The sequence below is a fragment of the Streptococcus oralis genome, from assembly GCF_023110055.1.
Lineage (GTDB): Bacteria > Bacillota > Bacilli > Lactobacillales > Streptococcaceae > Streptococcus > Streptococcus oralis_BY.
Genome location: NZ_JALDVG010000001.1, coordinates 1,494,177 through 1,516,397, shown reverse-complemented (window position 1 = coordinate 1,516,397; position 22,221 = coordinate 1,494,177). Strand labels below are relative to the sequence as shown.

Annotated in this window: 21 protein-coding genes; 14 read left to right on the top strand and 7 right to left on the bottom strand. The window is 38.0% G+C overall.

What is annotated here, in order from left to right:
- Window positions 1-21: 21 nt before the first annotated feature.
- Together M1G01_RS07195 and M1G01_RS07190 are read right to left on the bottom strand one after the other, a co-directional pair.
- Window positions 22-2,574 (bottom strand): YfhO family protein, encoded by a 2,553-nt coding sequence (locus M1G01_RS07195; protein ID WP_125388517.1) that lies wholly within the window; start codon window positions 2,572-2,574, stop codon window positions 22-24.
- A gap of 59 nt (window positions 2,575-2,633) precedes the next feature.
- Window positions 2,634-4,256 carry an ATP-binding cassette domain-containing protein gene (locus M1G01_RS07190; protein ID WP_247931488.1) on the bottom strand — a complete coding sequence of 541 codons (1,623 nt, stop codon included), beginning with the start codon at window positions 4,254-4,256 and terminating at the stop codon, window positions 2,634-2,636.
- A gap of 195 nt (window positions 4,257-4,451) precedes the next feature.
- On the opposite strand from M1G01_RS07190, the gene trpS reads away from it, so the two are divergent.
- Both trpS and guaB read left to right on the top strand, forming a co-directional pair.
- Window positions 4,452-5,477 carry a tryptophan--tRNA ligase gene (trpS, locus tag M1G01_RS07185; RefSeq protein ID WP_247931487.1) on the top strand — a complete coding sequence of 342 codons (1,026 nt, stop codon included), beginning with the start codon at window positions 4,452-4,454 and terminating at the stop codon, window positions 5,475-5,477.
- A gap of 161 nt (window positions 5,478-5,638) precedes the next feature.
- Window positions 5,639-7,117 (top strand): IMP dehydrogenase, encoded by a 1,479-nt coding sequence (gene guaB, locus M1G01_RS07180; protein ID WP_000073416.1) that lies wholly within the window; start codon window positions 5,639-5,641, stop codon window positions 7,115-7,117.
- A gap of 58 nt (window positions 7,118-7,175) precedes the next feature.
- Here the strand turns inward: guaB and recF are convergent, their stop codons facing one another.
- Together recF and yaaA are read right to left on the bottom strand one after the other, a co-directional pair.
- Complete coding sequence (gene recF, locus M1G01_RS07175; RefSeq protein WP_247931486.1) at window positions 7,176-8,267, bottom strand: DNA replication/repair protein RecF; 1,092 nt, start codon at window positions 8,265-8,267, stop codon at window positions 7,176-7,178.
- A gap of 2 nt (window positions 8,268-8,269) precedes the next feature.
- Window positions 8,270-8,638 (bottom strand): S4 domain-containing protein YaaA, encoded by a 369-nt coding sequence (gene yaaA / locus M1G01_RS07170; RefSeq protein ID WP_247931485.1) that lies wholly within the window; start codon window positions 8,636-8,638, stop codon window positions 8,270-8,272.
- A 160-nt stretch (window positions 8,639-8,798) separates the two neighbouring features.
- Between yaaA and yfmF the strand changes: the two genes are divergently transcribed.
- The 12 genes from yfmF to tsf all read left to right on the top strand — a co-directional run bounded on the left by yfmF (window position 8,799) and on the right by tsf (window position 19,975).
- Entirely contained in the window at window positions 8,799-10,049 is a 1,251-nt protein-coding gene (gene yfmF / locus M1G01_RS07165) for an EF-P 5-aminopentanol modification-associated protein YfmF (protein WP_247931484.1), read from the top strand.
- Window positions 10,046-11,329 carry an EF-P 5-aminopentanol modification-associated protein YfmH gene (yfmH, locus tag M1G01_RS07160; protein ID WP_247917509.1) on the top strand — a complete coding sequence of 428 codons (1,284 nt, stop codon included), beginning with the start codon at window positions 10,046-10,048 and terminating at the stop codon, window positions 11,327-11,329. The genes yfmF and yfmH overlap by 4 nt, the downstream gene beginning before the upstream one ends.
- Window positions 11,330-11,364: 35 nt before the next feature.
- Window positions 11,365-12,186, top strand: a complete 822-nt coding sequence (gene rodZ / locus M1G01_RS07155; protein WP_247931483.1) for a cytoskeleton protein RodZ — start codon at window positions 11,365-11,367, stop codon at window positions 12,184-12,186.
- A 10-nt stretch (window positions 12,187-12,196) separates the two neighbouring features.
- A complete protein-coding gene (gene pgsA, locus M1G01_RS07150; RefSeq protein WP_000712149.1) occupies window positions 12,197-12,742 on the top strand; it encodes a CDP-diacylglycerol--glycerol-3-phosphate 3-phosphatidyltransferase in 546 nt (181 codons plus the stop codon).
- On the top strand, window positions 12,739-13,566 hold the full coding sequence (locus tag M1G01_RS07145; RefSeq protein ID WP_049501298.1) for an energy-coupling factor ABC transporter ATP-binding protein: 828 nt from the start codon (window positions 12,739-12,741) through the stop codon (window positions 13,564-13,566). The genes pgsA and M1G01_RS07145 overlap by 4 nt, the downstream gene beginning before the upstream one ends.
- On the top strand, window positions 13,551-14,390 hold the full coding sequence (locus M1G01_RS07140; protein ID WP_125825950.1) for an energy-coupling factor transporter ATPase: 840 nt from the start codon (window positions 13,551-13,553) through the stop codon (window positions 14,388-14,390). Before M1G01_RS07145 ends, M1G01_RS07140 begins: the two co-directional genes overlap by 16 nt.
- On the top strand, window positions 14,383-15,177 hold the full coding sequence (locus M1G01_RS07135; RefSeq protein WP_125825949.1) for an energy-coupling factor transporter transmembrane component T family protein: 795 nt from the start codon (window positions 14,383-14,385) through the stop codon (window positions 15,175-15,177). The genes M1G01_RS07140 and M1G01_RS07135 overlap by 8 nt, the downstream gene beginning before the upstream one ends.
- Window positions 15,178-15,237: 60 nt before the next feature.
- Window positions 15,238-16,053 (top strand): rod shape-determining protein MreC, encoded by an 816-nt coding sequence (gene mreC / locus M1G01_RS07130; protein ID WP_001078970.1) that lies wholly within the window; start codon window positions 15,238-15,240, stop codon window positions 16,051-16,053.
- Window positions 16,054-16,055: 2 nt separating this feature from the next.
- Window positions 16,056-16,550 carry a rod shape-determining protein MreD gene (gene mreD, locus M1G01_RS07125; RefSeq protein WP_001237912.1) on the top strand — a complete coding sequence of 165 codons (495 nt, stop codon included), beginning with the start codon at window positions 16,056-16,058 and terminating at the stop codon, window positions 16,548-16,550.
- 93 nt (window positions 16,551-16,643) lie between these two features.
- A complete protein-coding gene (pcsB, locus tag M1G01_RS07120) occupies window positions 16,644-17,852 on the top strand; it encodes a peptidoglycan hydrolase PcsB (RefSeq protein WP_070683619.1) in 1,209 nt (402 codons plus the stop codon).
- Window positions 17,853-18,076: 224 nt separating this feature from the next.
- Window positions 18,077-18,856, top strand: coding sequence for a 30S ribosomal protein S2 (gene rpsB / locus M1G01_RS07115; RefSeq protein ID WP_000268475.1), 780 nt, complete (start codon window positions 18,077-18,079; stop codon window positions 18,854-18,856).
- Between the two features lie 78 nt (window positions 18,857-18,934).
- Window positions 18,935-19,975: a translation elongation factor Ts gene (gene tsf / locus M1G01_RS07110; protein ID WP_070837227.1), complete on the top strand. Its 1,041-nt coding sequence runs from the start codon at window positions 18,935-18,937 to the stop codon at window positions 19,973-19,975.
- 103 nt (window positions 19,976-20,078) lie between these two features.
- On the opposite strand, the gene cysK is transcribed toward tsf, so the two are convergent.
- The 3 genes from cysK to M1G01_RS07095 all read right to left on the bottom strand — a co-directional run bounded on the left by cysK (window position 20,079) and on the right by M1G01_RS07095 (window position 22,196).
- Window positions 20,079-21,005: a cysteine synthase A gene (cysK, locus tag M1G01_RS07105; protein ID WP_000158480.1), complete on the bottom strand. Its 927-nt coding sequence runs from the start codon at window positions 21,003-21,005 to the stop codon at window positions 20,079-20,081.
- 96 nt (window positions 21,006-21,101) lie between these two features.
- On the bottom strand, window positions 21,102-21,545 hold the full coding sequence (locus tag M1G01_RS07100; protein ID WP_070799863.1) for a PH domain-containing protein: 444 nt from the start codon (window positions 21,543-21,545) through the stop codon (window positions 21,102-21,104).
- Between the two features lie 15 nt (window positions 21,546-21,560).
- A complete protein-coding gene (locus M1G01_RS07095; protein WP_247931482.1) occupies window positions 21,561-22,196 on the bottom strand; it encodes a YigZ family protein in 636 nt (211 codons plus the stop codon).
- Between the last annotated feature and the right edge of the window lie 25 nt (window positions 22,197-22,221).

The following is a 22,221-nucleotide window of genomic DNA, read 5'->3' as shown; positions in this document are numbered from 1 at the left end:
AAAGATTGACCAAGGAATTGGTCAATCTTTTTCTGTCTTAGATAAATTTCGTCTGTGATTATAGATCCCAAAAAGAAGAAGGGCAGTTAGTGAGCAGGCTGCTCCAATAACAAAACCATTGGGGATAAAGGAAAGTGTAATGGTGCCTTTTCCTTTTGGAACATCAACTTTCATAAAACCAGTCTGAGCCTGCTTGATTTCAAGTTTTTTCCCATCTTGGTATGCAGACCAACCTTTGTCATAAGGAATAGTGAAGAAAATAGAGGTATCTTGTTTTACTTCATATGTAGCAAAGACTTTATTTTTAGAGGTGGATACTTCTACAGGTTGTTCTTTAATTTTTTGGATTGCTTCAGTAAGAGCCTGAGTATCTAAACGATAGAAGGTCGGTGATTCAAATGATACTTGAGAATTTCCAGGAAAACTAATACTGATATTGAAAGTTTTTTGTTCTTCAGTATAACCTAAATTAAAGAAATTAAATGCATTGTCAGTTGTAAAAGTCTTTTTTTCACCGTTGACAATGATGTCAACTTTCTTTTGTTTATCATTCGTAAAATGAAGATTTGAAAAAGAGAGATAGACTTGACTATTTTGAGGAACCTCAATTTGATAATCAATCTTTGCATCTTCATTCGCAGAACCTGTGATGCTCGTTAAACCATCTGAAGTATCTGTTTTATCATATGCTATTTGGGAGAAGTAATCTAAGTTGAGATTAGCAAGCTGGTTTATAAATAAAGCCTGATTATCTAGAGTGTGATTATTAAAGTTTACATCGGTGTAAATAGATTGAGTGGCAAAGGCAATGGGTAAAGAGAGTTGATTTTTATATAAGGTTAAATGATCCTTTTGATAAATCTCTTGAAAGCCATACTTATCAAGTGAAGTTTCAGAAATATTGTACTGGATTCCAAATAAACTATCTGCTAAAAGACTATTATTTGCATAACGGAGATTGAGGTTGGTTCCAGAGGATTTGAATCCCAGTTTATCCAAACTAGTGCTAGCTGAACGATTTCGTACAGACGAAAATTGAGAGATTCCATTGTAGTTAAATTTCATACTGTCATTTCCCGTCTGAATTTGTAGTTTTTCAGTACGTGTAAATGGATTGTCAATTTGGTTTAGAATGGATTCCATAGCGGTGATATCTCTATTATAGGCACTACGAGAAGCAAAGGCCCATTCTTTAGCTATTCCTTCCATTTGAGATGATGCATTTAAGCTTATCTCAGCTGTTATAAATAAAGACAAAAGGATTGCAAATAGATTTACAGAGATAAATTTTCTAATGACTGCAAGAAGTAAAAGAGCATAAACTAGTAGAAATTCAAGAGTGAGTAGGATATTCAAATCAGTTAAAAAAGAATAGTGTGATTTAAAATAGACAGTAGCCAAAAATCCTGTTAGTACAAGAAAAAGTGAGACAAATAGATTCCATAGCTTCAGTTCTTTCAGACGATTTAAGACTTCTGCTGCAGTATAAATTAACAGAGTAGAAAAAATCCAAGCATAGCGATGCAAAAACATATTTGGGGTATGCATCCCTTGCCAAAATAAATCAAGTGCTTCTATGTAAAAGCTTGTTATTAAAAAAGTAAAGAAAATTGCATAGGTAAGTTTCACGTGAAACCTTATGGATTTTATTGTGAAAAATAGAATGGTTAAAATAAAGGGAAGCAATCCAACAAAAATCATTGGTATAGATCCATACTTAGTTGTATCAAAAGATCCAATGAATTGTTTTGCAAAAATATCCAGATACCAGCTACTGTCTGTCTTTAATTTTGTGATGGCAGTCAACTTCTCTCCATGAGTTTGTAAATCAAACAGTGTAGGAAGAGTCATAATCAAACTAGTCATTCCAGCTAAAAAGGAGGTAACAATAAAATCAAGAAAAGATGATTTTCGAGTTTTAAAGTCCCAAGAAATTTGGCAGAGGTACCAGAAAATAAGAAACAATGCTGTCATATACCCAAAATAATAATTTTGAATAAATAAGATTGACAAACTTGTAAAGTATAGTAGGCGCTTCTTTTGTGTTATAAGTAGGTATAAACCAGTTATAATTAAAGGAATCAAGATAAAAACATCTAGCCAGGTTTTTATCTCTAACTGACTAATGGTAAAGCTCATTAGAGCATAGGAAGTAGATAAGGCAAGTTTTAAAAATTTTGGGATATCTTTAAATAATCTAGTCAAACTAAAGAAGGTTGACAGACCAATCAATCCAAATTTTAAGAGAGTGGTCAGATAAACAGCATCTGGCATATTCGACAGATTAAAAAAGTAAACCAGAGGTGAGAGAAAACTACCCAAGTAATAACTAGATAGAGCATAGAAATTCAGTCCGAGGCCACTTGTAAAGGTGTAAAACAAACTACCATTTCCATGTAAAATATTTCGTAAAGCCACATCAAAAATAACGTATTGATGGAAACCGTCTCCTAATAGTGGAGATGTATCGCTATTCCAGTAGATACCTTGAGTTAGGTATACTCCGGTCATAATTACTACAGGAATGATAAAAGAAACAAAATAGGTCCAATATGTTTTAAAAAATGATTTCATGTTACCTCATAGAATGATAGAAAACTCAGTTGGTTACCCCAACTGAGTTTTGAAGTCTTTTAGTCTTTCCAAAGTTCTTTAACTTTTGCTTGTACTTCTGCATTTTCTAGGAATTCATCATAGGTTTCATCAATACGATCAATGACGCCATTCTTAGACAAAACAATGATATGGTTTGCCAAAGTTTGGATAAACTCGTGGTCATGACTGGCAAAGATGATTGATTCTTTAAAGTTTTTCAATCCATCGTTCAAGCTTGAGATAGATTCCAAGTCCAAGTGATTTGTTGGATCATCAAGTACAAGGACATTTGATTTCAAGAGCATGAGTTTTGAAAGCATGACACGTACTTTTTCTCCCCCTGACAAGACGTTTACAGGTTTGTTAACCTCATCACCAGAGAAGAGCATACGACCAAGGAAACCACGTAGGAAGGTATTGTCATCTTCTTCTTTACTTGCAAATTGACGCAACCAGTCAAGGATTGACTCTCCTCCTGCAAAATCAGCCGAGTTGTCTTTTGGCAAGTAAGAACGGCTAGTAGTAACTCCCCACTTGACAGTTCCTTCATAGTCAATGTCACCCATAATTGCACGAATTAATGCAGTCGTTTGGATGTCATTTTGTCCAATAAGAGCTGTCTTATCACCTGGACGCAAGATGAAACTAATATTGTCTAGGATAGTTTCGCCATCAATCTTTACAGTTAAATTTTCTACTGTCAAGAAATCATTACCAATCTCACGTTCTGCTTTAAAGTTGATAAATGGGTATTTACGACTAGAAGGAACAATTTCTTCTAATTCAATCTTGTCAAGCATTTTTTTACGAGACGTTGCTTGTCTTGACTTAGAAGCGTTGGCAGAGAAGCGAGCAACGAATTCTTGCAATTGCTTAATTTTTTCTTCTGCCTTGGCATTACGGTCTGCTAGCAATTTAGCAGCAAGCTCAGAAGATTCCTTCCAGAAGTCGTAGTTTCCAACATAGAGTTTAATTTTTCCAAAGTCAAGGTCAGCCATATGAGTACACACTTTGTTTAAGAAGTGACGGTCGTGGGATACTACGATAACAGTGTTATCAAAGTCAATCAAGAAGTCTTCTAGCCAAGTAATAGATTGGATGTCCAACCCGTTGGTCGGCTCGTCCAAGAGAAGAACATCTGGTTTACCAAAAAGTGCTTTAGCAAGGAGAACCTTCACTTTTTCACCATTGGCCAATTCGCTCATGTTTTGATAGTGCAATTCTTCTGGAATGTTTAGGTTTTGAAGTAATTGGGATGCTTCACTTTCTGCTTCCCAACCTCCAAGTTCAGCAAATTCACCTTCGAGTTCGGCTGCACGAACACCATCTTCATCGGAAAAATCTTCCTTCATGTAAATGGCATCTTTTTCTTTCATGATGTTGTAAAGTTTTTCATTTCCCATAATGACAACATCAATAACTCGCTCATCTTCATAGTCAAAGTGATTTTGACGGAGGACAGAGAGACGTTCATCTGGACCAAGAGAGATGTGACCAGTTGTTGGTTCGATATCACCAGCTAGAATTTTTAAGAATGTAGACTTCCCAGCACCATTAGCACCAATTAATCCGTATGTATTTCCTTCTGTAAATTTGATATTGACATCATCAAAAAGTTTGCGATCACTAAAACGTAGTGAAACATCAGATACTGTAAGCAATGTTTTTCTCCTATAATATGTAATATATTTATTCTACTAGAAAAGAGAGAAATATTCAAATTTTTGTTTGTCAATTTTGTGTCAATTAAGTTTACAGGTTTGTTTACAATAAGTTAGTTGTTTGATTTAAATAATTTTCTGTTATTTTAACAAAAAAATGCTATAATTGAAGAGACCATTTCGAAGGAGAAAAAAATGACGAAACCCATTATTTTAACAGGAGATCGCCCAACAGGAAAACTGCATATTGGACATTATGTTGGGAGTCTTAAAAATAGAGTATTACTGCAGGAAGAAGACAAGTATGACATGTTTGTTTTTTTGGCGGACCAACAAGCATTGACAGATCACGCCAAAGACCCTCAAACGATTGTAGAATCGATTGGGAATGTTGCCTTAGATTACCTAGCAGTTGGATTAGATCCAAGTAAATCAACTATCTTTATTCAAAGCCAGATTCCAGAGTTGGCTGAGCTGTCTATGTACTATATGAATTTGGTGTCACTAGCTCGTTTGGAACGGAATCCGACAGTAAAAACAGAGATTGATCAAAAAGGGTTTGGAGAAAGTATTCCGACAGGATTTTTGGTTTATCCGATTGCGCAAGCAGCAGATATTACTGCCTTCAAGGCTAATTATGTTCCTGTTGGGACAGATCAGAAACCAATGATTGAGCAAACTCGTGAGATTGTTCGTTCCTTTAATCATGCTTATAATTGTGAGGTCTTGGTGGAGCCGGAAGGTATTTATCCAGAAAATGAGAGAGCAGGACGTTTGCCTGGTTTAGATGGAAATGCTAAAATGTCTAAATCCCTTAATAATGGTATTTATCTAGCAGATGATGCGGATACGTTGCGTAAAAAAGTCATGAGCATGTATACTGATCCGGATCATATTCGAGTGGAGGATCCAGGTAAGATTGAAGGAAATATGGTTTTCCATTATCTAGATGTGTTTGGTCGTCCAGAAGATGCTCAAGACATTGCAGAGATGAAAGAAAACTACCAACGTGGTGGTCTTGGTGATGTAAAGACGAAACGTTATCTACTTGAAATATTAGAACGGGAACTTGGCCCTATTCGTGAGCGCCGTATCGAATTTGCTAAGGATATGGGAGAAGTGTACAATATGCTTCAAAAAGGTAGTGAGAAAGCGCGTGAGGTTGCGGGGCAAACTCTATCTGAAGTTAAGGGAGCAATGGGACTAAATTATTTTAAATAATAGATAAAATATGAATCGTAAAACTATCTCTTCCATAGGATCACAGGGATAGTTTTTTATGATTTCTACCATAAATATAATTGACAAATTTTCATAGAATGGTATGATAGATACAATACAAAAAGAGTCAAGCTCAAAAAGAAAGAAAAGAGGAAACTTCAATGTCTAATTGGGATACTAAATTTTTAAAAAAAGGTTTTACCTTTGATGATGTATTGCTCATTCCAGCAGAAAGTCATGTGTTGCCTAATGATGCAGATTTAACAACAAAATTGGCAGATAATCTGACTTTAAATATCCCAATTATAACAGCCGCCATGGATACAGTCACAGAAAGTCAAATGGCTATTGCCATTGCTCGTGCGGGTGGTCTTGGAGTAATCCATAAAAATATGTCTATTGCGCAACAGGCGGATGAAGTTCGCAAGGTAAAACGTTCTGAAAATGGTGTTATTATTGATCCATTCTTCTTGACTCCAGAACACACTATTGCTGAAGCAGATGAACTGATGGGACGTTACCGTATCAGTGGTGTTCCAGTTGTGGAGACACTTGAAAATCGTAAATTGGTTGGTATTCTAACAAACCGAGATCTTCGCTTTATTTCAGATTACAATCAGCCAATCTCAAACCATATGACTAGTGAAAATCTTGTTACTGCTCCTGTTGGTACAGATCTTGCAACAGCTGAAAGCATTCTTCAAGAACACCGTATTGAAAAACTTCCTTTGGTTGATGAAGAAGGTCGTCTTTCTGGCTTGATTACTATTAAAGATATCGAAAAAGTAATTGAATTTCCTAATGCAGCAAAAGATGAGTTTGGTCGTCTTCTAGTTGCTGGTGCAGTAGGTGTTACTTCAGATACATTTGAACGTGCAGAGGCTCTTTTTGAAGCAGGAGCGGATGCGATTGTTATTGATACTGCACATGGTCATTCTGCAGGTGTCTTGCGTAAAATTGCTGAGATTCGTGCTCACTTCCCAGACCGCACTTTGATTGCGGGTAATATTGCCACTGCAGAAGGTGCGCGTGCTCTTTATGATGCAGGTGTAGATGTTGTCAAAGTCGGTATCGGACCAGGTTCTATTTGTACCACTCGCGTGATTGCAGGGGTTGGTGTTCCACAAGTGACAGCAATCTATGATGCGGCAGCAGTTGCGCGCGAATATGGAAAAACGATTATTGCTGATGGTGGAATCAAGTACTCTGGAGATATCGTGAAAGCCCTTGCTGCAGGTGGGAATGCAGTTATGCTTGGATCAATGTTTGCAGGAACAGACGAAGCACCAGGTGAAACGGAAATCTTCCAAGGACGTAAGTTTAAGACCTACCGTGGTATGGGATCAATCGCTGCAATGAAGAAAGGTTCAAGTGACCGTTACTTCCAAGGTTCTGTCAATGAAGCAAACAAACTCGTTCCAGAAGGAATTGAAGGCCGTGTTGCCTATAAAGGAGCAGCAGCTGATATTGTCTTCCAAATGATTGGAGGTATTCGCTCTGGTATGGGTTACTGTGGTGCAGCTAACCTTAAAGAACTACACGACAATGCTCAATTTATTGAAATGTCTGGGGCTGGTCTAAAAGAAAGCCATCCTCATGATGTACAAATCACTAATGAAGCGCCAAACTACTCCATGTAAGTAGTAAAAAAGAACTCCTGATTTTCAGGAGTTCTTTTTGTTTACAATGTTGTCAATGTTAATTTACAGAAATTTTACCGTTTTGGATGTTGAAAATGCTAAGATTTTTTGGTAAGTTTTGTAAGTGGTCTAAACTTGTTGTTGTAATAAAGGTTTGGATAGATTGAGAGATGGTTTCTAGTAATTTTAGTTGCCGTGTATTGTCAAGTTCGCTCATAACATCATCAAGCAGTAGTATCGGAGACTCGTTTGTAATACTTTCCATTAGCTCAATCTCTGCTAGTTTGATAGAAAGTACTAGACTACGATGTTGACCTTGGCTTCCAAAACTAGCATCCATACCATTGATATAAAAAGAAATATCATCTCGATGAGGGCCAACTCCAGTATTCTTTTTAAATAAGTCTCTGGATCTGCTTTTCTCCAAAGCAATTTTAAAAGAACTTGTTAGCTGTTCTTCATCAGTGAAGTTGACAGATGATTGATAAAATATTGACAACTCTTCTAATTTATTTGAAATTTCTAAGTGTTTTTTTTGACCAAATTTCTCTAAGTCTTTAATGAATTTTATCCGATGCTTTATAACGCGACAACCATACTCTACTAACTGATCATCTAAGACTGACAGAAATGTTTCGTCAATCTTCTGGCTGGATTTTAGGTAGGTATTTCTCTGCTTGAGTATATGGTTGTAGTTTGACAAGTCTGACAAGTAGATTGGTTTTATTTGTCCCAGTTCAATGTCTATAAACTTTCGACGGACAGAAGGCGCTCCTTTAATTAGCTGGAGATCTTCAGGTGCAAAGAGGACAACATTCATATGTCCAATGTAGTCTGATAGGCGCGCTTGTTTTAAGTGATTGACCTTAGTCACACGCCCTTTTGGTGTTAAATCAATTTCTAGAGGGATAGAGCTTGTTTTCTTCTGTAGCAAGCCAGAAAGATGGAGTTGCTCGTTATCAAAATGAATGAGATTTTTATCTGTACGAGTCCGATGACTACGTGTCAAGGCTAAGAAATAGATTGCTTCTAGAATATTGGTTTTTCCTTGTGCATTTTGACCTAGGAAGACATTTAATTTTGGATTGAAATCAATTTTTGCCTCTTTGTAGTTTCGAAAGGTTTTAATTGTTAAATGTTGGAGCCACATGGTTATCTTCCTGGAAAACGTGGAACTTGTTTGGTTTTAGGCGATGAAGAAGTTTTTTGTTTTTCTTTCTTGACACCTTTATTCATCTCTTTAACAAGTTTAGCAATTCGCTCTTTCTCAATCTTATTTGCTTGATGTTCTTCTTGCTCTTTTAAACTTGGTTGTGTCAAGGTGATGTCAATCTTTAAATCAGGAATGTCAATCGTATCTCCAATGCGGATTTTTTTCCCACGTCTACTTTCTAACTCGCCATTAAAGTAAACTTGATGATCTATTAAAAAGGATTTGATAGCACCACCGCTTTGTATAATTCCAAGTTCTTTTAGGAGGGCTTGGAGCGTAATAAATTCTTCAAATAATTTGTATTCCATAATTCACCTCAATCTTTGGTATTATACCATATTTTCCTTGAAATAGCTGAAGGAAAGTTAGCTGAAATGAAAACGGTTTTACTCTTTAAAGCTATGAAGAGAACAAGAAAAATTTTGATTTTCGTGGTATAATAGAACTCTATATGTAAGGAGGTAAGGTATGGAATTAGTGCCTGGAATTTCAGCACATTTTGTTCAATCCAAAAAGTTTAAAACAAATAAAATTACCATTCGTTTTACTGCTCCCTTATCTCTTGAGACGATAGCAGGACGTATGTTGAGCGCGAGTATGTTGGAGACGGCAAATCAAGTTTACCCAACATCTCAAGTATTTCGCAGATACTTGGCAAGTTTATATGGAACAGATATTTCCACAAGTTCTTATCGTAGGGGACAGGCACATATTCTTGACTTAACGTTTACCTATGTGAGGGATGATTTTTTAAGTAAAAAGAATGTCTTGACTTCTCGAATTTTGGAATTGGTGAAACAGACTTTATTTGCTCCCTTAGCTCAAGATGGTGCTTTTGAGCCAGCCCTATTTGAAATTGAAAGAAAACAGTTATTGGCTAGTTTAGCTACTGATATGGATGATTCATTTTATTTTGCTCATAAGGAGTTGGATAGCTTGTTCTTTCATGATGAGCGTCTTCAATTGAGATACAGTGATTTACGAAATAGTATTTCAAATGAGTCTCCGGAAAGTAGCTACACGTGCTTTCAAAATGCTCTGAAAAATGATCGTATTGATTTCTTTTTCTTAGGTGATTTTAATGAAGTAGAAATTACAGAATCGCTGAAGTCATTACCCTTTACAGCTAGAGAGAACGGCATCACTATCCAGTACCATCAATCTTATTCGAATGTCTTACGAGAGGGAATGATTCAGAGGAATGTTGGGCAATCTATTTTAGAATTAGGCTATCATTCTCCTGTAAAATATGGCGATGATGAGCATTTGCCCATGCTTGTTATGAATGGTTTGTTGGGTGAATTTGCACATTCGAAACTTTTTACAAACGTTCGTGAAAATGCTGGAATAGCCTATACAGTCTCTAGTCAATTGGATTTATTTAGTGGTCTGTTAAGGATGTATGCGGGTATTGATAGAGAAAATCGAAATCAGGCTAGAAAAATGATGAATCATCAATTGCTAGATCTGAAAAAGGGTAACTTTACAGATTTTGAACTTGAACAAACAAAGGAGATGATTCGACGATCTTTGTTGATGGCTCAAGATAATCAACAGACCCTAGTTGAAAGAGTCTATTTGAATGCTCTATTTGGAAAATCAAGCTTTGACATTGATCGATTGGTGGCAAAATTAGAGAATGTTGATAAAGAAGCTGTATGTAAAGTTGCCAATGGTTTGAAGTTACAAGCGATTTACTTTATGGAAGGAGTAGAATGACAAAGGTTACTTTTGAAGAAAAATACTATCCTGCTGTAAAGGAAACAGTCTACAAAACACAATTGTCAAATGGATTGACAGTTTCTTTACTCCCTAAGCAAGATTTCAATGAGGTTTATGGGATTGTAACGGTTCAATTTGGTTCTGTAGATGCAACTTATACAAGCTTGGAAAAAGGTTTACGTCATCATCCAGCAGGAATTGCACATTTTCTTGAACATAAATTGTTTGAAAGAGAAAATTCTGAGGATATAATGGCTGCTTTTACTCGATTAGGTGCGGACAGTAACGCCTTTACAAGCTTTACTAAGACCAGCTATCTTTTTTCAACAATTGACCATCTATTAGAGAATTTAGATTTGCTAGATGAGTTAGTCGGAGATGTTCATTTTACAGAAGAATCGGTTTTAAGGGAACAGGATATTATCCAGCAAGAACGAGAAATGTACCAAGATGATCCAGATTCACGCTTGTTTTTTGCAACATTAGCCAACCTTTATCCTGATACTCCTTTAGCAACAGATATAGTTGGAAGTGAAAAATCAATTTCTGATATTCAAGTTTCAAATTTAAAAGAGAACTTTACTGACTTTTACAAACCTGTCAACATGTCACTGTTTTTAGTTGGAAATATTGATGTAAAAGTTGTTGAGGAATACTTTTCGAAAAAGGAAAAGAAGACTTTAGAACAGTTTACCGTTTCAAAAGAGAAACTACCCTTGCAGTCTGTGAAGCAAACAGATAGTCTTCGGATGGAAGTTTCTTCACCCAAACTTGCTGTTGCGATTAGAGGTAATGGGCAAATAACAGAAGCTGAGTCTTATCGTTACAATATTTTATTGAAATTACTATTTACGATGATGTTTGGTTGGACTTCTGATCGTTTTCAAAAGTTATATGAGACTGGGAAGTTAGATGCGTCATTGTCACTTGAGGTTGAAGTCAACAGTCGCTTTCATTTTGTGATATTGACAATGGATACCAAAGAGCCTGTTTCTCTGTCGCATCAATTTCGGAAAGCGATTCGTCAGTTTAGTAGTGATACGGATATTACAGAGGAACATTTAGATCTTGTTAAGAGTGAGATGTTTGGGGAATTTTTCAGTAGCATGAACTCTTTGGAATTTATTGCAACTCAATACGATCCGATGGATCGCGGAGAAACAATTTTTGATTTTCCGAAAATTTTACAGGAAATTACTTTGGAGGATGTTCTAGAAGCTGGACATCGTTTGATTGATAATGGTGATCTAGTTGATTTTACAATCTTTCCAGCTTAAAAGATAACTAATACTAGAAAGAAGGAATGGTACGTATGAGAAAAAAAACAATTGGCGAGGTTCTACGTTTAGCTAGAATTAACCAGGGATTGAGTTTAGAAGAATTGAAGGAAAAAACTGAAATTCAGTTGCATTTTCTAGAAGCTATGGAGGCAGATGATTTTGATCAACTTCCTAGTACCTTCTATGCTCGTTCTTTTTTAAGAAAATATGCCTGGGCAGTAGAGTTAGATGAAAGAATTGTTTTGGATGCATATGATTCAGGTAGTATGATTACTTATGAAGAGGTAGATGTCGATGAAGAAGACTTGTCTGGTCGCAGACGGTCAAATAAGAAAAAAACGTCTTATCTCCCCTTGTTTTATTTCGTTCTATTTGCTTTGTCAATTTTAATTTTTGTCACTTACTATGTCTGGAACTACATCCAAACTCAGCCAAGTCCTTCTTCAGCTAATTATAGTGTTGTGAGCTCGACTAGTTCAACCACCTCATCTAGTTCATCTTCTAGTAGTCAGACGTCTAGCTCGTCTTCTACTACGGAATCAACTATTACAGTGTCAGGCGAAGGAAACCGCATTGAAGCTCGGTATAAAACGAGTAAGGAAACTGCTACTGTTCAATTGGCAGTTTCAGATGAAGCTAGTTGGGTTAGTGTTTCAGGAAGTGAGCTGGAGGGTGGTGTGACACTATCCGCAGACAATAAGAATGCAAAAACAATAGTCTCAACTAAGAGTCCCGTTACTATTACTTTAGGTGTAGTGAAGGGAGTTACTGTGACTGTGGACAATCAAACGATTGACACCTCGAAGCTGACAACTCAGACTGGAACTGTAACACTTACATTTACTACAGATTAAGGAAAAATCAATGAAAAAAGAACAAATTCCTAATGTATTAACTATTGGTAGAATTCTCTTTATACCTCTCTTTATTCTTATTTTGACTTTGGGCCATTCACAAGGAAGTCATTTGCTGGCAGCGATCATCTTTGCAGTTGCTAGTATAACGGATTATCTTGATGGTTACCTTGCTCGTAAATGGAATGTAGTCAGCAACTTTGGAAAATTTGCAGATCCGATGGCTGATAAGCTGTTGGTTATGTCAGCTTTTATCATGTTGATTGAGTTAGGCATGGCTCCAGCTTGGGTTGTTGCTATTATCATCTGTCGTGAACTTGCGGTGACAGGCTTGCGTTTGTTGCTTGTTGAGACGGGAGGGACAGTTCTAGCAGCAGCGATGCCAGGGAAAATCAAGACCTTTAGTCAGATGTTTGCCATCATCTTTTTGCTCTTACATTGGAATTTAATTGGTCAGCTGTTGCTTTATATCGCTTTGTTTTTCACTATCTACTCTGGCTATGATTATTTCAAGGGTAGCGCTCATGTATTCAAAGGGACATTTGGTTCGAAATGAAATCGATTATTGAAGTAAAAGATCTGTCTTTTCGTTACAAGGAAGACCAGGATCATTATGATGTTAATAATGTCTCGTTTCACGTGAAACGGGGAGAATGGCTTTCGATTGTAGGTCATAATGGGAGTGGGAAATCGACAACTATCCGTTTGATTGATGGCTTGCTTGAAGCAGAGTCTGGGGAAATCTGGATAGATGGGCAATTGTTGTCCTCTGAGAATGTTTGGGACTTGCGTCGACAAATTGGTATGGTTTTTCAAAATCCAGATAACCAATTTGTGGGGGCGACTGTTGAAGATGATGTTGCCTTTGGTTTAGAAAATCAGGGACTTCCTCGTGAAGAAATGAAGAAGAGAGTGGCCGAATCTTTGGAGTTGGTAGGGATGCTGGACTTTAAGAATAGAGAACCAGCTCGTTTATCTGGTGGACAAAAACAGCGTGTGGCTATTGCGGGAGTTGTTGCCCTGAGACCAGCTATTTTGATTTTGGACGAGGCTACAAGTATGTTGGATCCTGAGGGACGCAGAGAACTGATTCAGACAGTTCAAGAGATTCGAAAAGACCACCAGATGACAGTCGTCTCCATTACACATGATTTAGAGGAAGTTGCGATGAGTGACCGTGTCTTGGTCATGAAAAAAGGCCAAGTGGAGTCAACCAGTAGCCCAAGAGAACTTTTTTCTCGGGATGACCTTGACCAGATAGGGTTAGATGAGCCTTTTGCTAATCAATTGAGAGGCTCTTTGAGAGAGACTGGCTATCAGTTGCCGGATGGCTATTTGACAGAAAGAGAGCTAGAGGACAAGTTATGGGAATTACTCTAGAAAATGTGAGCTTTACCTATCAAGAGGGGACTCCCCTATCTTCATCAGCCTTGACTGATGTTTCCTTGACGATTGAGGATGGTTCCTATACGGCTTTGGTAGGGCACACAGGTAGTGGGAAATCAACGATTTTACAGCTTTTAAATGGCCTATTAATACCAAGTAAGGGTTCTGTTCGAGTTTTTGATACTGTCATTACCCCTACATCAACCAATAAAGAAATTCGTCAGATTCGAAAGCAGGTTGGTCTAGTGTTTCAATTTGCTGAAAATCAGATTTTCGAAGAGACTGTTTTGAAAGATGTTGCATTTGGACCGCAAAATTTTGGAGTTTCTGAGGAAGAGGCCAAGAAAATTGCGCGTGAAAAGTTAGCCTTGGTAGGCATCGATGAGTCACTCTTTGAGCGTAGCCCGTTTGAACTTTCGGGTGGCCAGATGAGACGTGTGGCTATAGCAGGTATGCTAGCGATGGAGCCAACTGTTTTGGTTTTGGATGAGCCGACAGCAGGGCTTGATCCTTTGGGCAGAAAAGAATTGATGACCTTGTTTAAAGAACTCCACCTTTCTGGAATGACAATCGTTCTGGTAACGCATTTGATGGATGATGTAGCTTCATATGCTGATCAGGTTTATGTTATGGAAAAGGGGCGTTTGGTCAAAAGTGGCAAACCAAGTGATGTCTTTCAAGATGTAGCCTCTATGGAAAAGGTACAGTTAGGTGTGCCTAAAATCACAGCCTTTTGTAAGCGTTTGGCAGATAGAGGTGTAGCTTTTAAAAAACTGCCAATCAAGATAGAGGAGTTTAAGGAGTCGCTAAATGGATAGTATGATTTTAGGGCGTTATATACCAGGGGATTCCATCATTCATCGCTTGGATCCACGTAGTAAATTGCTTGCCATGATCCTGCTGATTTTGATTGTATTTTGGGCCAATAATCCTCTCACCAATCTCGTTCTGTTTGTAGCGACAGGTATATTTATCGCATTATCGGGCGTTTCTCTCTCATTTTTCGTTCAGGGATTAAAATCCATGTTCTTCTTGATCGCCTTTACGACTCTTTTTCAGCTCTTTTTCATTTCAAGTGGAAATGTCCTATTTGAGTTTTCTTTTATAAGAATAACGGATTATGCTTTGCAACAAGCTGGGATTATTTTCTGTCGTTTTGTGTTGATTATTTTCTTTTCAACTTTGCTAACGTTAACAACCATGCCTTTGAGTCTGGCAGCTGCAGTTGAAGCTCTTTTAGCACCGCTGAAACGCGTGAAAGTTCCCGTTCATGAAATTGGTCTCATGTTATCAATGAGTTTGCGTTTTGTTCCAACCTTGATGGATGACACAACGAGAATTATGAATGCTCAAAAAGCTCGTGGAGTTGACTTTGGCGAAGGTAGCATCGTTCAAAAAGTAAAGGCTATGATTCCAATTTTAATTCCTCTTTTTGCGACGAGCTTAAAGCGTGCAGATTCATTGGCAATTGCCATGGAAGCGCGTGGTTATCAGGGAGGAAAGGGTAGAAGTCAGTATAGACAGTTGAGATGGAGTCAAAAGGATACACTGGCAATTCTTGTGATTTTGGTACTGGGATGTTTCTTATTTTTCTTAAAATCTTAGCAGGTTTGTAGGATTGATAAGAAGCTCACAGTAGCAGGTTTTTAGTATAAAGGTAGGAATATGAACCGTTTTAAAAAATCAAAATATCTAATCATCGTTTTTGTCACAGTTCTGGCAGTTTCTGTACTATTAGTGACAACCTATTCAAGCGCTATTGTGACGAAACTAGGAGATGGGATTTCCTTAGTAGATAGAATTGTTCAAAAACCCTTTCAGTGGTTTGATACTTTCAAATCGGATTTGGGACATTTGACGCAGACTTACAATGAAAATGAGAGTCTAAAGAAACAGCTCTATCAACTAGAGGTGGAGTCTAATCAATCAGAAAGTTTAAAAAATGAAAATGAACAACTACGTCAGTTGCTGGATATGAAGTCGAAATTGCAGGCTACAAAAACCATTGCAGCAGATGTGATTATGCGAGCTCCAGTATCTTGGAAACAAGAGTTAACAATTGATGCTGGAAGTTCAAAAGGAGCTTCTGAAAATATGTTGGCCATTGCAAACGGGGGCTTGATTGGTAGTGTTTCAAAGGTGGAGGATCATTCAACAACGATCAACCTATTGACAAACACCGAAAATTCAGACAAAATTTCTGTTAAAATCCTGCATGGTTCTACTGAAATTTACGGGATTATCGTTGGTTATGATAAGGAATCTGAACTGCTTAAAATTAGTCAATTAAACAGCAACAGCGACATTAGCGCGGGAGACAAGGTGACTACAGGGGGGCTCGGAAACTTTAATGTTAAGGATATCCCTGTTGGAGAAGTTGTTGCTACAACACATAGCAGTGATTATCTAACAAAGGAAGTAACAGTCAAGTTAAGTGCTGACACCAAAAATCTTCATGTGGTAGAGTTAGTGGGGAATTAGCAATGAGACTGTTAAAACAAATTGGTATTTTCTTTATACTCCCTTTTGTCGTACTAATTGATGCACATATTGGACAATTAGCGGGATCCTTCTTCCCTCACTTTCATTTAGCAAGTCATTTTCTGTTTTTATTTCTTTTGTTTGAGACAATAGAGGTTTCAGAATATCTCTATCTAGCTTATTGCGGTATAGTGGGTTTGGTGTACGATATCTATTTTTTCCACTTGATAGGAATTGCGACGCTTCTATTTATCTTAATAGGTGCTTCGCTCCATAAATTTAATAGTGTAATTTTGCTAAACCGTTGGACAAGAATGTTAACAATAGTTGTGATGAGTTTCCTATTTGATATGGGGAGCTATCTCCTTGCTCTTGCTATGGGGTTGACAGTAGAATCGATGTCAGTTTTCATCGTCTACAGCCTTGTCCCATCAATGATTTTAAACTTTTTATGGATGCTTGTTTTCCAATATATTTTTGAAAAATGTTATCTATAAGAAAGAAATAAAAATGTAACAAAGGCGTAATATTTATTATGTCTTTTTTTGGTATACTAGTAATGTCTTAAATAGAAGGAGTATCTACACAATATGAAGAAAAAAATCTTAGCGTCACTTTTATTAAGTACAGTATTAGTGTCACAAGCGGCGGTATTGACAACTGTCCACGCTGAAACAACTGATGAAAAGATTGCTGCTCAAGATAGTAAGATTAGTAATTTGACAGCTCAACAAAAAGAAGCTCAAAAACAAGTAGATGAAATCCAAACGCAAGTTACAGCTATCCAAACTCAACAAACGAACTTGGAAGCTGAGAATGAAACTCTACAAGCTGAATCTAAAAAACTTGAAGGAGAAATTACAGAGCTCTCTAAGAACATTGTTGCTCGTAATGAATCTTTGGAAAAACAAGCACGTAGCGCACAAACAAACGGTGCTGCAACTAGCTATATCAATACAATTGTAAACTCAAAATCAATTACGGAAGCTATTTCACGTGTTGCAGCCATGAGCGAGATTGTATCAGCTAACAACAAAATGTTGGAACAACAGAAAGCTGATAAGAAATCTATCGCTGAAAAACAGGTTGCAAATAATGAAGCAATCAACACTGTCATTGCGAACCAACAAACGCTTGCTGACGATGCACAAGCATTGACAACAAAACAAGCAGAGTTGAAAGTTGCTGAGTTAAACCTTGCTGCAGAGAAAGCTACTGCAGAAAGCGATAAAGCTACTTTATTGGAACAAAAAGCAGCAGCAGAGGCAGAAGCGAAAGCAGCAGCCGAAGCAGAAGCGGCTTATAAAGCACGTCAAACAAGCCAACAACAATCAGTTGTTGCTTCTGGAAATACAACACTTTCAGATCAAGTGCAAGCAACTTCAAGCTCTTCATCAGATGATGATTCGAGCTACACTCCAGCACCTGCTCCAACTCCAGCTAGACAGCGTCCAACATACAGTACAAATGCTTCAAGTTATCCAACTGGTGAATGTACTTGGGGAGCTAAAACATTAGCACCTTGGGCTGGAGATTACTGGGGTAACGGAGCGCAGTGGGCTACAAGTGCAGCAGCTGCAGGATTCCGTACTGGATCAACTCCACAAGTTGGTGCGATTGCATGTTGGAATGACGGTGGATATGGACACGTAGCGGTTGTTACAGCAGTTTCATCATCAACTAGCATTCAAGTATCAGAATCAAACTATGGTGGAAATCGTACAATCGGTAACAAACGTGGATGGTTCAACCCAACTACAACTTCTGAAGGTTATGTAACATACATCTATCCAAACTAATGAATGAAACGAAGAGGCTCGATTTGAGTCTCTTTTATTATTTTTTATCGAAAGCAAGGCCGAAATCTATTAAAACCACTTGAAAATATGGCTAAAATGTGATAAAATGAAACTCGTCGTGTAAACGATAATACTCATTCTCGATGAATTGTGAGACTGTTGCCCTCGGGTCGTTTTGCAAGTTGAAGTCGAGGAGAGGAAAAAAACAAAAAGGAGAAATACTCATGGCAGTAATTTCAATGAAACAACTTCTTGAGGCTGGTGTACACTTTGGTCACCAAACTCGTCGCTGGAACCCTAAGATGGCTAAGTACATCTTCACTGAGCGTAACGGAATCCACGTTATCGACTTGCAACAAACTGTAAAATACGCTGACCAAGCATACGACTTTATGCGTGATGCTGCAGCTAACGATGCAGTTGTATTGTTTGTTGGTACTAAAAAACAAGCTGCTGACGCTGTTAAAGAAGAAGCAGAACGTTCAGGTCAATACTACATCAACCACCGTTGGTTGGGTGGAACTCTTACTAACTGGGGAACTATCCAAAAACGTATCGCTCGTTTGAAAGAAATCAAACGTATGGAAGAAGAAGGAATCTTCGACGTTCTTCCTAAGAAAGAAGTTGCACTTCTTAACAAACAACGTGCACGTCTTGAAAAATTCTTGGGTGGTATCGAAGACATGCCTCGTATCCCAGATGTAATGTACGTAGTTGACCCACATAAAGAACAAATCGCTGTTAAAGAAGCTAAAAAATTGGGTATTCCAGTTGTAGCGATGGTTGACACAAACACTGATCCAGACGATATCGATGTAATCATCCCAGCTAACGATGACGCTATCCGCGCTGTTAAATTGATCACAGCTAAATTGGCTGACGCTATCATCGAAGGACGTCAAGGTGAAGATGCAGCAGCAGTTGAAGCAGAATTTGCAGCTTCAGAAGCTCAAGCTGACTCAATCGAAGAAATCGTTGAAGTTGTAGAAGGCGACAACGCTTAATTCATATAAATAGTAATTACCTAGGAGGGCGGGGCCTAGCCCAGCTCTCCTATTTTTAAAAAATATAGGAGAATCAAAATGGCAGAAATTACAGCTAAACTTGTAAAAGAGTTACGTGAAAAATCTGGTGCCGGTGTTATGGACGCTAAAAAAGCGCTTGTAGAAACAGACGGTGACATCGAAAAAGCGATTGAATTGCTTCGCGAAAAAGGTATGGCGAAGGCAGCTAAGAAAGCTGACCGTGTTGCTGCAGAAGGTTTGACTGGTGTATTTGTTAACGGTAACGTTGCAGCAGTAGTTGAAGTAAATGCCGAAACTGACTTCGTTGCGAAAAACGCTCAATTCGTTGAGTTGGTAAATGCTACAGCTAAAGTAATCGCTGAAGGTAAACCAGCGAACAACGAAGAAGCACTTGCTTTGACAATGCCTTCAGGTGAAACTCTTGAAGCTGCATATGTATCTGCAACAGCTACAATCGGTGAAAAAATCTCATTCCGTCGTTTTGCTTTGCTTGAAAAAACAGATGCACAACACTTCGGAGCTTACCAACACAATGGTGGACGTATCGGTGTTATCTCAGTTATCGAAGGTGGAGACGAAGCTCTTGCTAAACAAATCTCAATGCATATTGCTGCGATGAAACCAACAGTTCTTTCTTACAAAGAATTGGATGAGCAATTCGTTAAAGATGAGTTGGCACAATTGAACCACGTAATCGACCAAGATAACGAAAGCCGTGCAATGGTTGGTAAACCAGCTCTTCCACACTTGAAGTATGGATCAAAAGCACAATTGTCTGATGAAGTGATTGCTCAAGCTGAAGCTGATATCAAAGCTGAGTTGGCTGCAGAAGGCAAACCAGAAAAAATCTGGGACAAAATCATCCCAGGTAAAATGGACCGCTTCATGCTTGACAACACCAAAGTTGACCAAGCATACACACTTCTTGCACAAGTATACATCATGGATGACAGCAAGACAGTTGAAGCTTACCTTGAATCAGTAAATGCTTCAGTAGTTGAGTTCGCTCGCTTTGAAGTTGGTGAAGGTATCGAGAAAGCTGCAAACGACTTTGAAGCAGAAGTTGCAGCTACAATGGCAGCAGCCTTGAATAACTAATAGAAAAGGAAGCAATTTGCTTCCTTTTTCTTTTGGTCTAGAGAGTAGATTCTGTATGAGTAAACAAAAAGCCCTTTAATAAGGGCTAAGTGTATTTAGGAGGTTACACTTCAAATTCATAGAGTGCTGTAGACAAATAACGTTCGCCGTTATCTGGTGCTAAAGCAAGGACTTTCTTACCTGTACCTAATTTCTTAGCAACCTCAATTGCCCCGTAAATCGCTGCAGCTGAAGAAATCCCAACCAGGAAGCCTTCTTTTCCACCAATTTCACGGCCAAGCGCTAGAGCATCATCTGACGTTACGCGAACGATACCATCATAGGCTTTTGTATCAAGTGTTTCAGGAATAAATCCAGCTGAGATGCCTTGAATTTTGTGAGGTCCTGGTTTTTCACCAGACAAGATAGCTGACTCGTCTGCCTCAACTGCATAAACTTGAATGTTTGAATTTGCTGCTTTAAGAGCGTGAGAAACACCTGAGATCGTTCCACCGGTGCCAACACCACCTACAAAAGCATCTAGTCCATCAGAACCGAAAGCAGCCAGTATTTCAGCTCCTGTTGTTCTTTCGTGTACTTCTGGATTAGCTGGATTATTAAATTGGAGTGGAAGGAAGCCGTCTCGTTCAGCGGCGATTTCCTGAGCTTTGGCAATAGCCCCTTTCATTCCTTCGCTACCAGGAGTAAGGACGAGTTCAGCACCATAGGCTTGGATAATCTTGCGTCGTTCCACACTCATCGTTTCAGGCATGACGATAACAACTTTATATCCTTTAGCGGCACCAACCCATGAAAGACCGATACCAGTGTTTCCACTCGTTGCTTCAACAATAGTAGCTCCCGGTTTTAGAATACCATCTTGTTCTGCTTTTTCAATCATGCTAAGGGCAATACGGTCTTTTACTGACGATCCAGGGTTAAAAGCTTCTAGTTTAACATAGACGTCTGCAGCACCCTCTGGAACAATGTTGTTGAGTTTAACAATCGGTGTTTGTCCAATAAGTTCAGTGATATTATTATAAATAGTCATAGATATACCTCTTTGTATAAGATGATACTAGTATAACGCGCTTAAGGCTATTTGTAAAATATAGAAATCCTATCAAAGTGATAGGATTTTTTTATATCAAAGGTCTAAGCCATTAATTTTTAATCGATTGTGATAAGCCAATTCTAATAAATAGGTGTAAAGAGGGAGGATGTCCGTTTTTTTAGGGAATTCAAATTTATGGAAACTCAGGTGCTCATTGTGTGCTTTTAGAAAGACATTTTCTAAATAAGTGATCGTAATCTCACTATCATCTATACCTGCTCCAGCAGTTTCCATTTCAATGTTTACAATGTTCATCAAAAAGAGTGACTTAACAGACACCTTGCGACCAGTGGCACCTTGCTTATCTGTAAAAATAATACGGATATTTGTAAAGATGATTGAATCGCGAATAAGTTTATATCCACTTTGAATTTCTTCATTCTCTAGTAGATATTGACCATATTCTTTGATAAGAGTCTCTTTGTTTTCCTCGCTGAAGTTACCAGCAAGTCCTTGAATAAATTTTCCAAACACCATGTATTTCTCCTTTATTTACACTAAGTTTACAGGAACTTCAACTTCTCGTAAACCTTGATCTGTTAAAGTAACCTTTCCATTAAAAAACTCTACAAGAGCAGACTTAATATTTTCTTTCTCTTCCTTATCAACATAAATCATTGTATCAACTTGATCTGTAAAGTTTGTATCCAGCTCCATGAGATGATGCTCTCTAAGGAAATTGCCATATTCTTGATACTGAGCGTAAGACATCTGAATGGCTATGCCAGCCTGCTCTTTGATTTCAATAATGCCAATTTCTTTGACAGCCAAGGCCACACTACCTGCGTAAGCACGAATCAAACCTCCAGCGCCTAACTTAATTCCACCAAAGTAACGAGTAACTACTACGCAGACATTGGTAAGATTATGATTTTCTAAGACACCCAGCATAGGGATTCCAGCAGTACCACTAGGCTCCCCATCATCACTCGTACGCTTGATTTCACTGCGTTCCCCTAGAATAAAAGCAGAGCAGTTATGGGTGGCTTTATAGTGTTCTTTTTTGATGGTAGTGATGAAGTCACGAGCCTCTTCTTCGCTATAAACACGCTTGGCATGACAGATAAAGAGGGATTTTTTGATTTCTTCTTGGACCTGCCCATCCTCTTTAATCGTTCTAAATTCCATGATTTAATTGTACTAAAAAAAATTC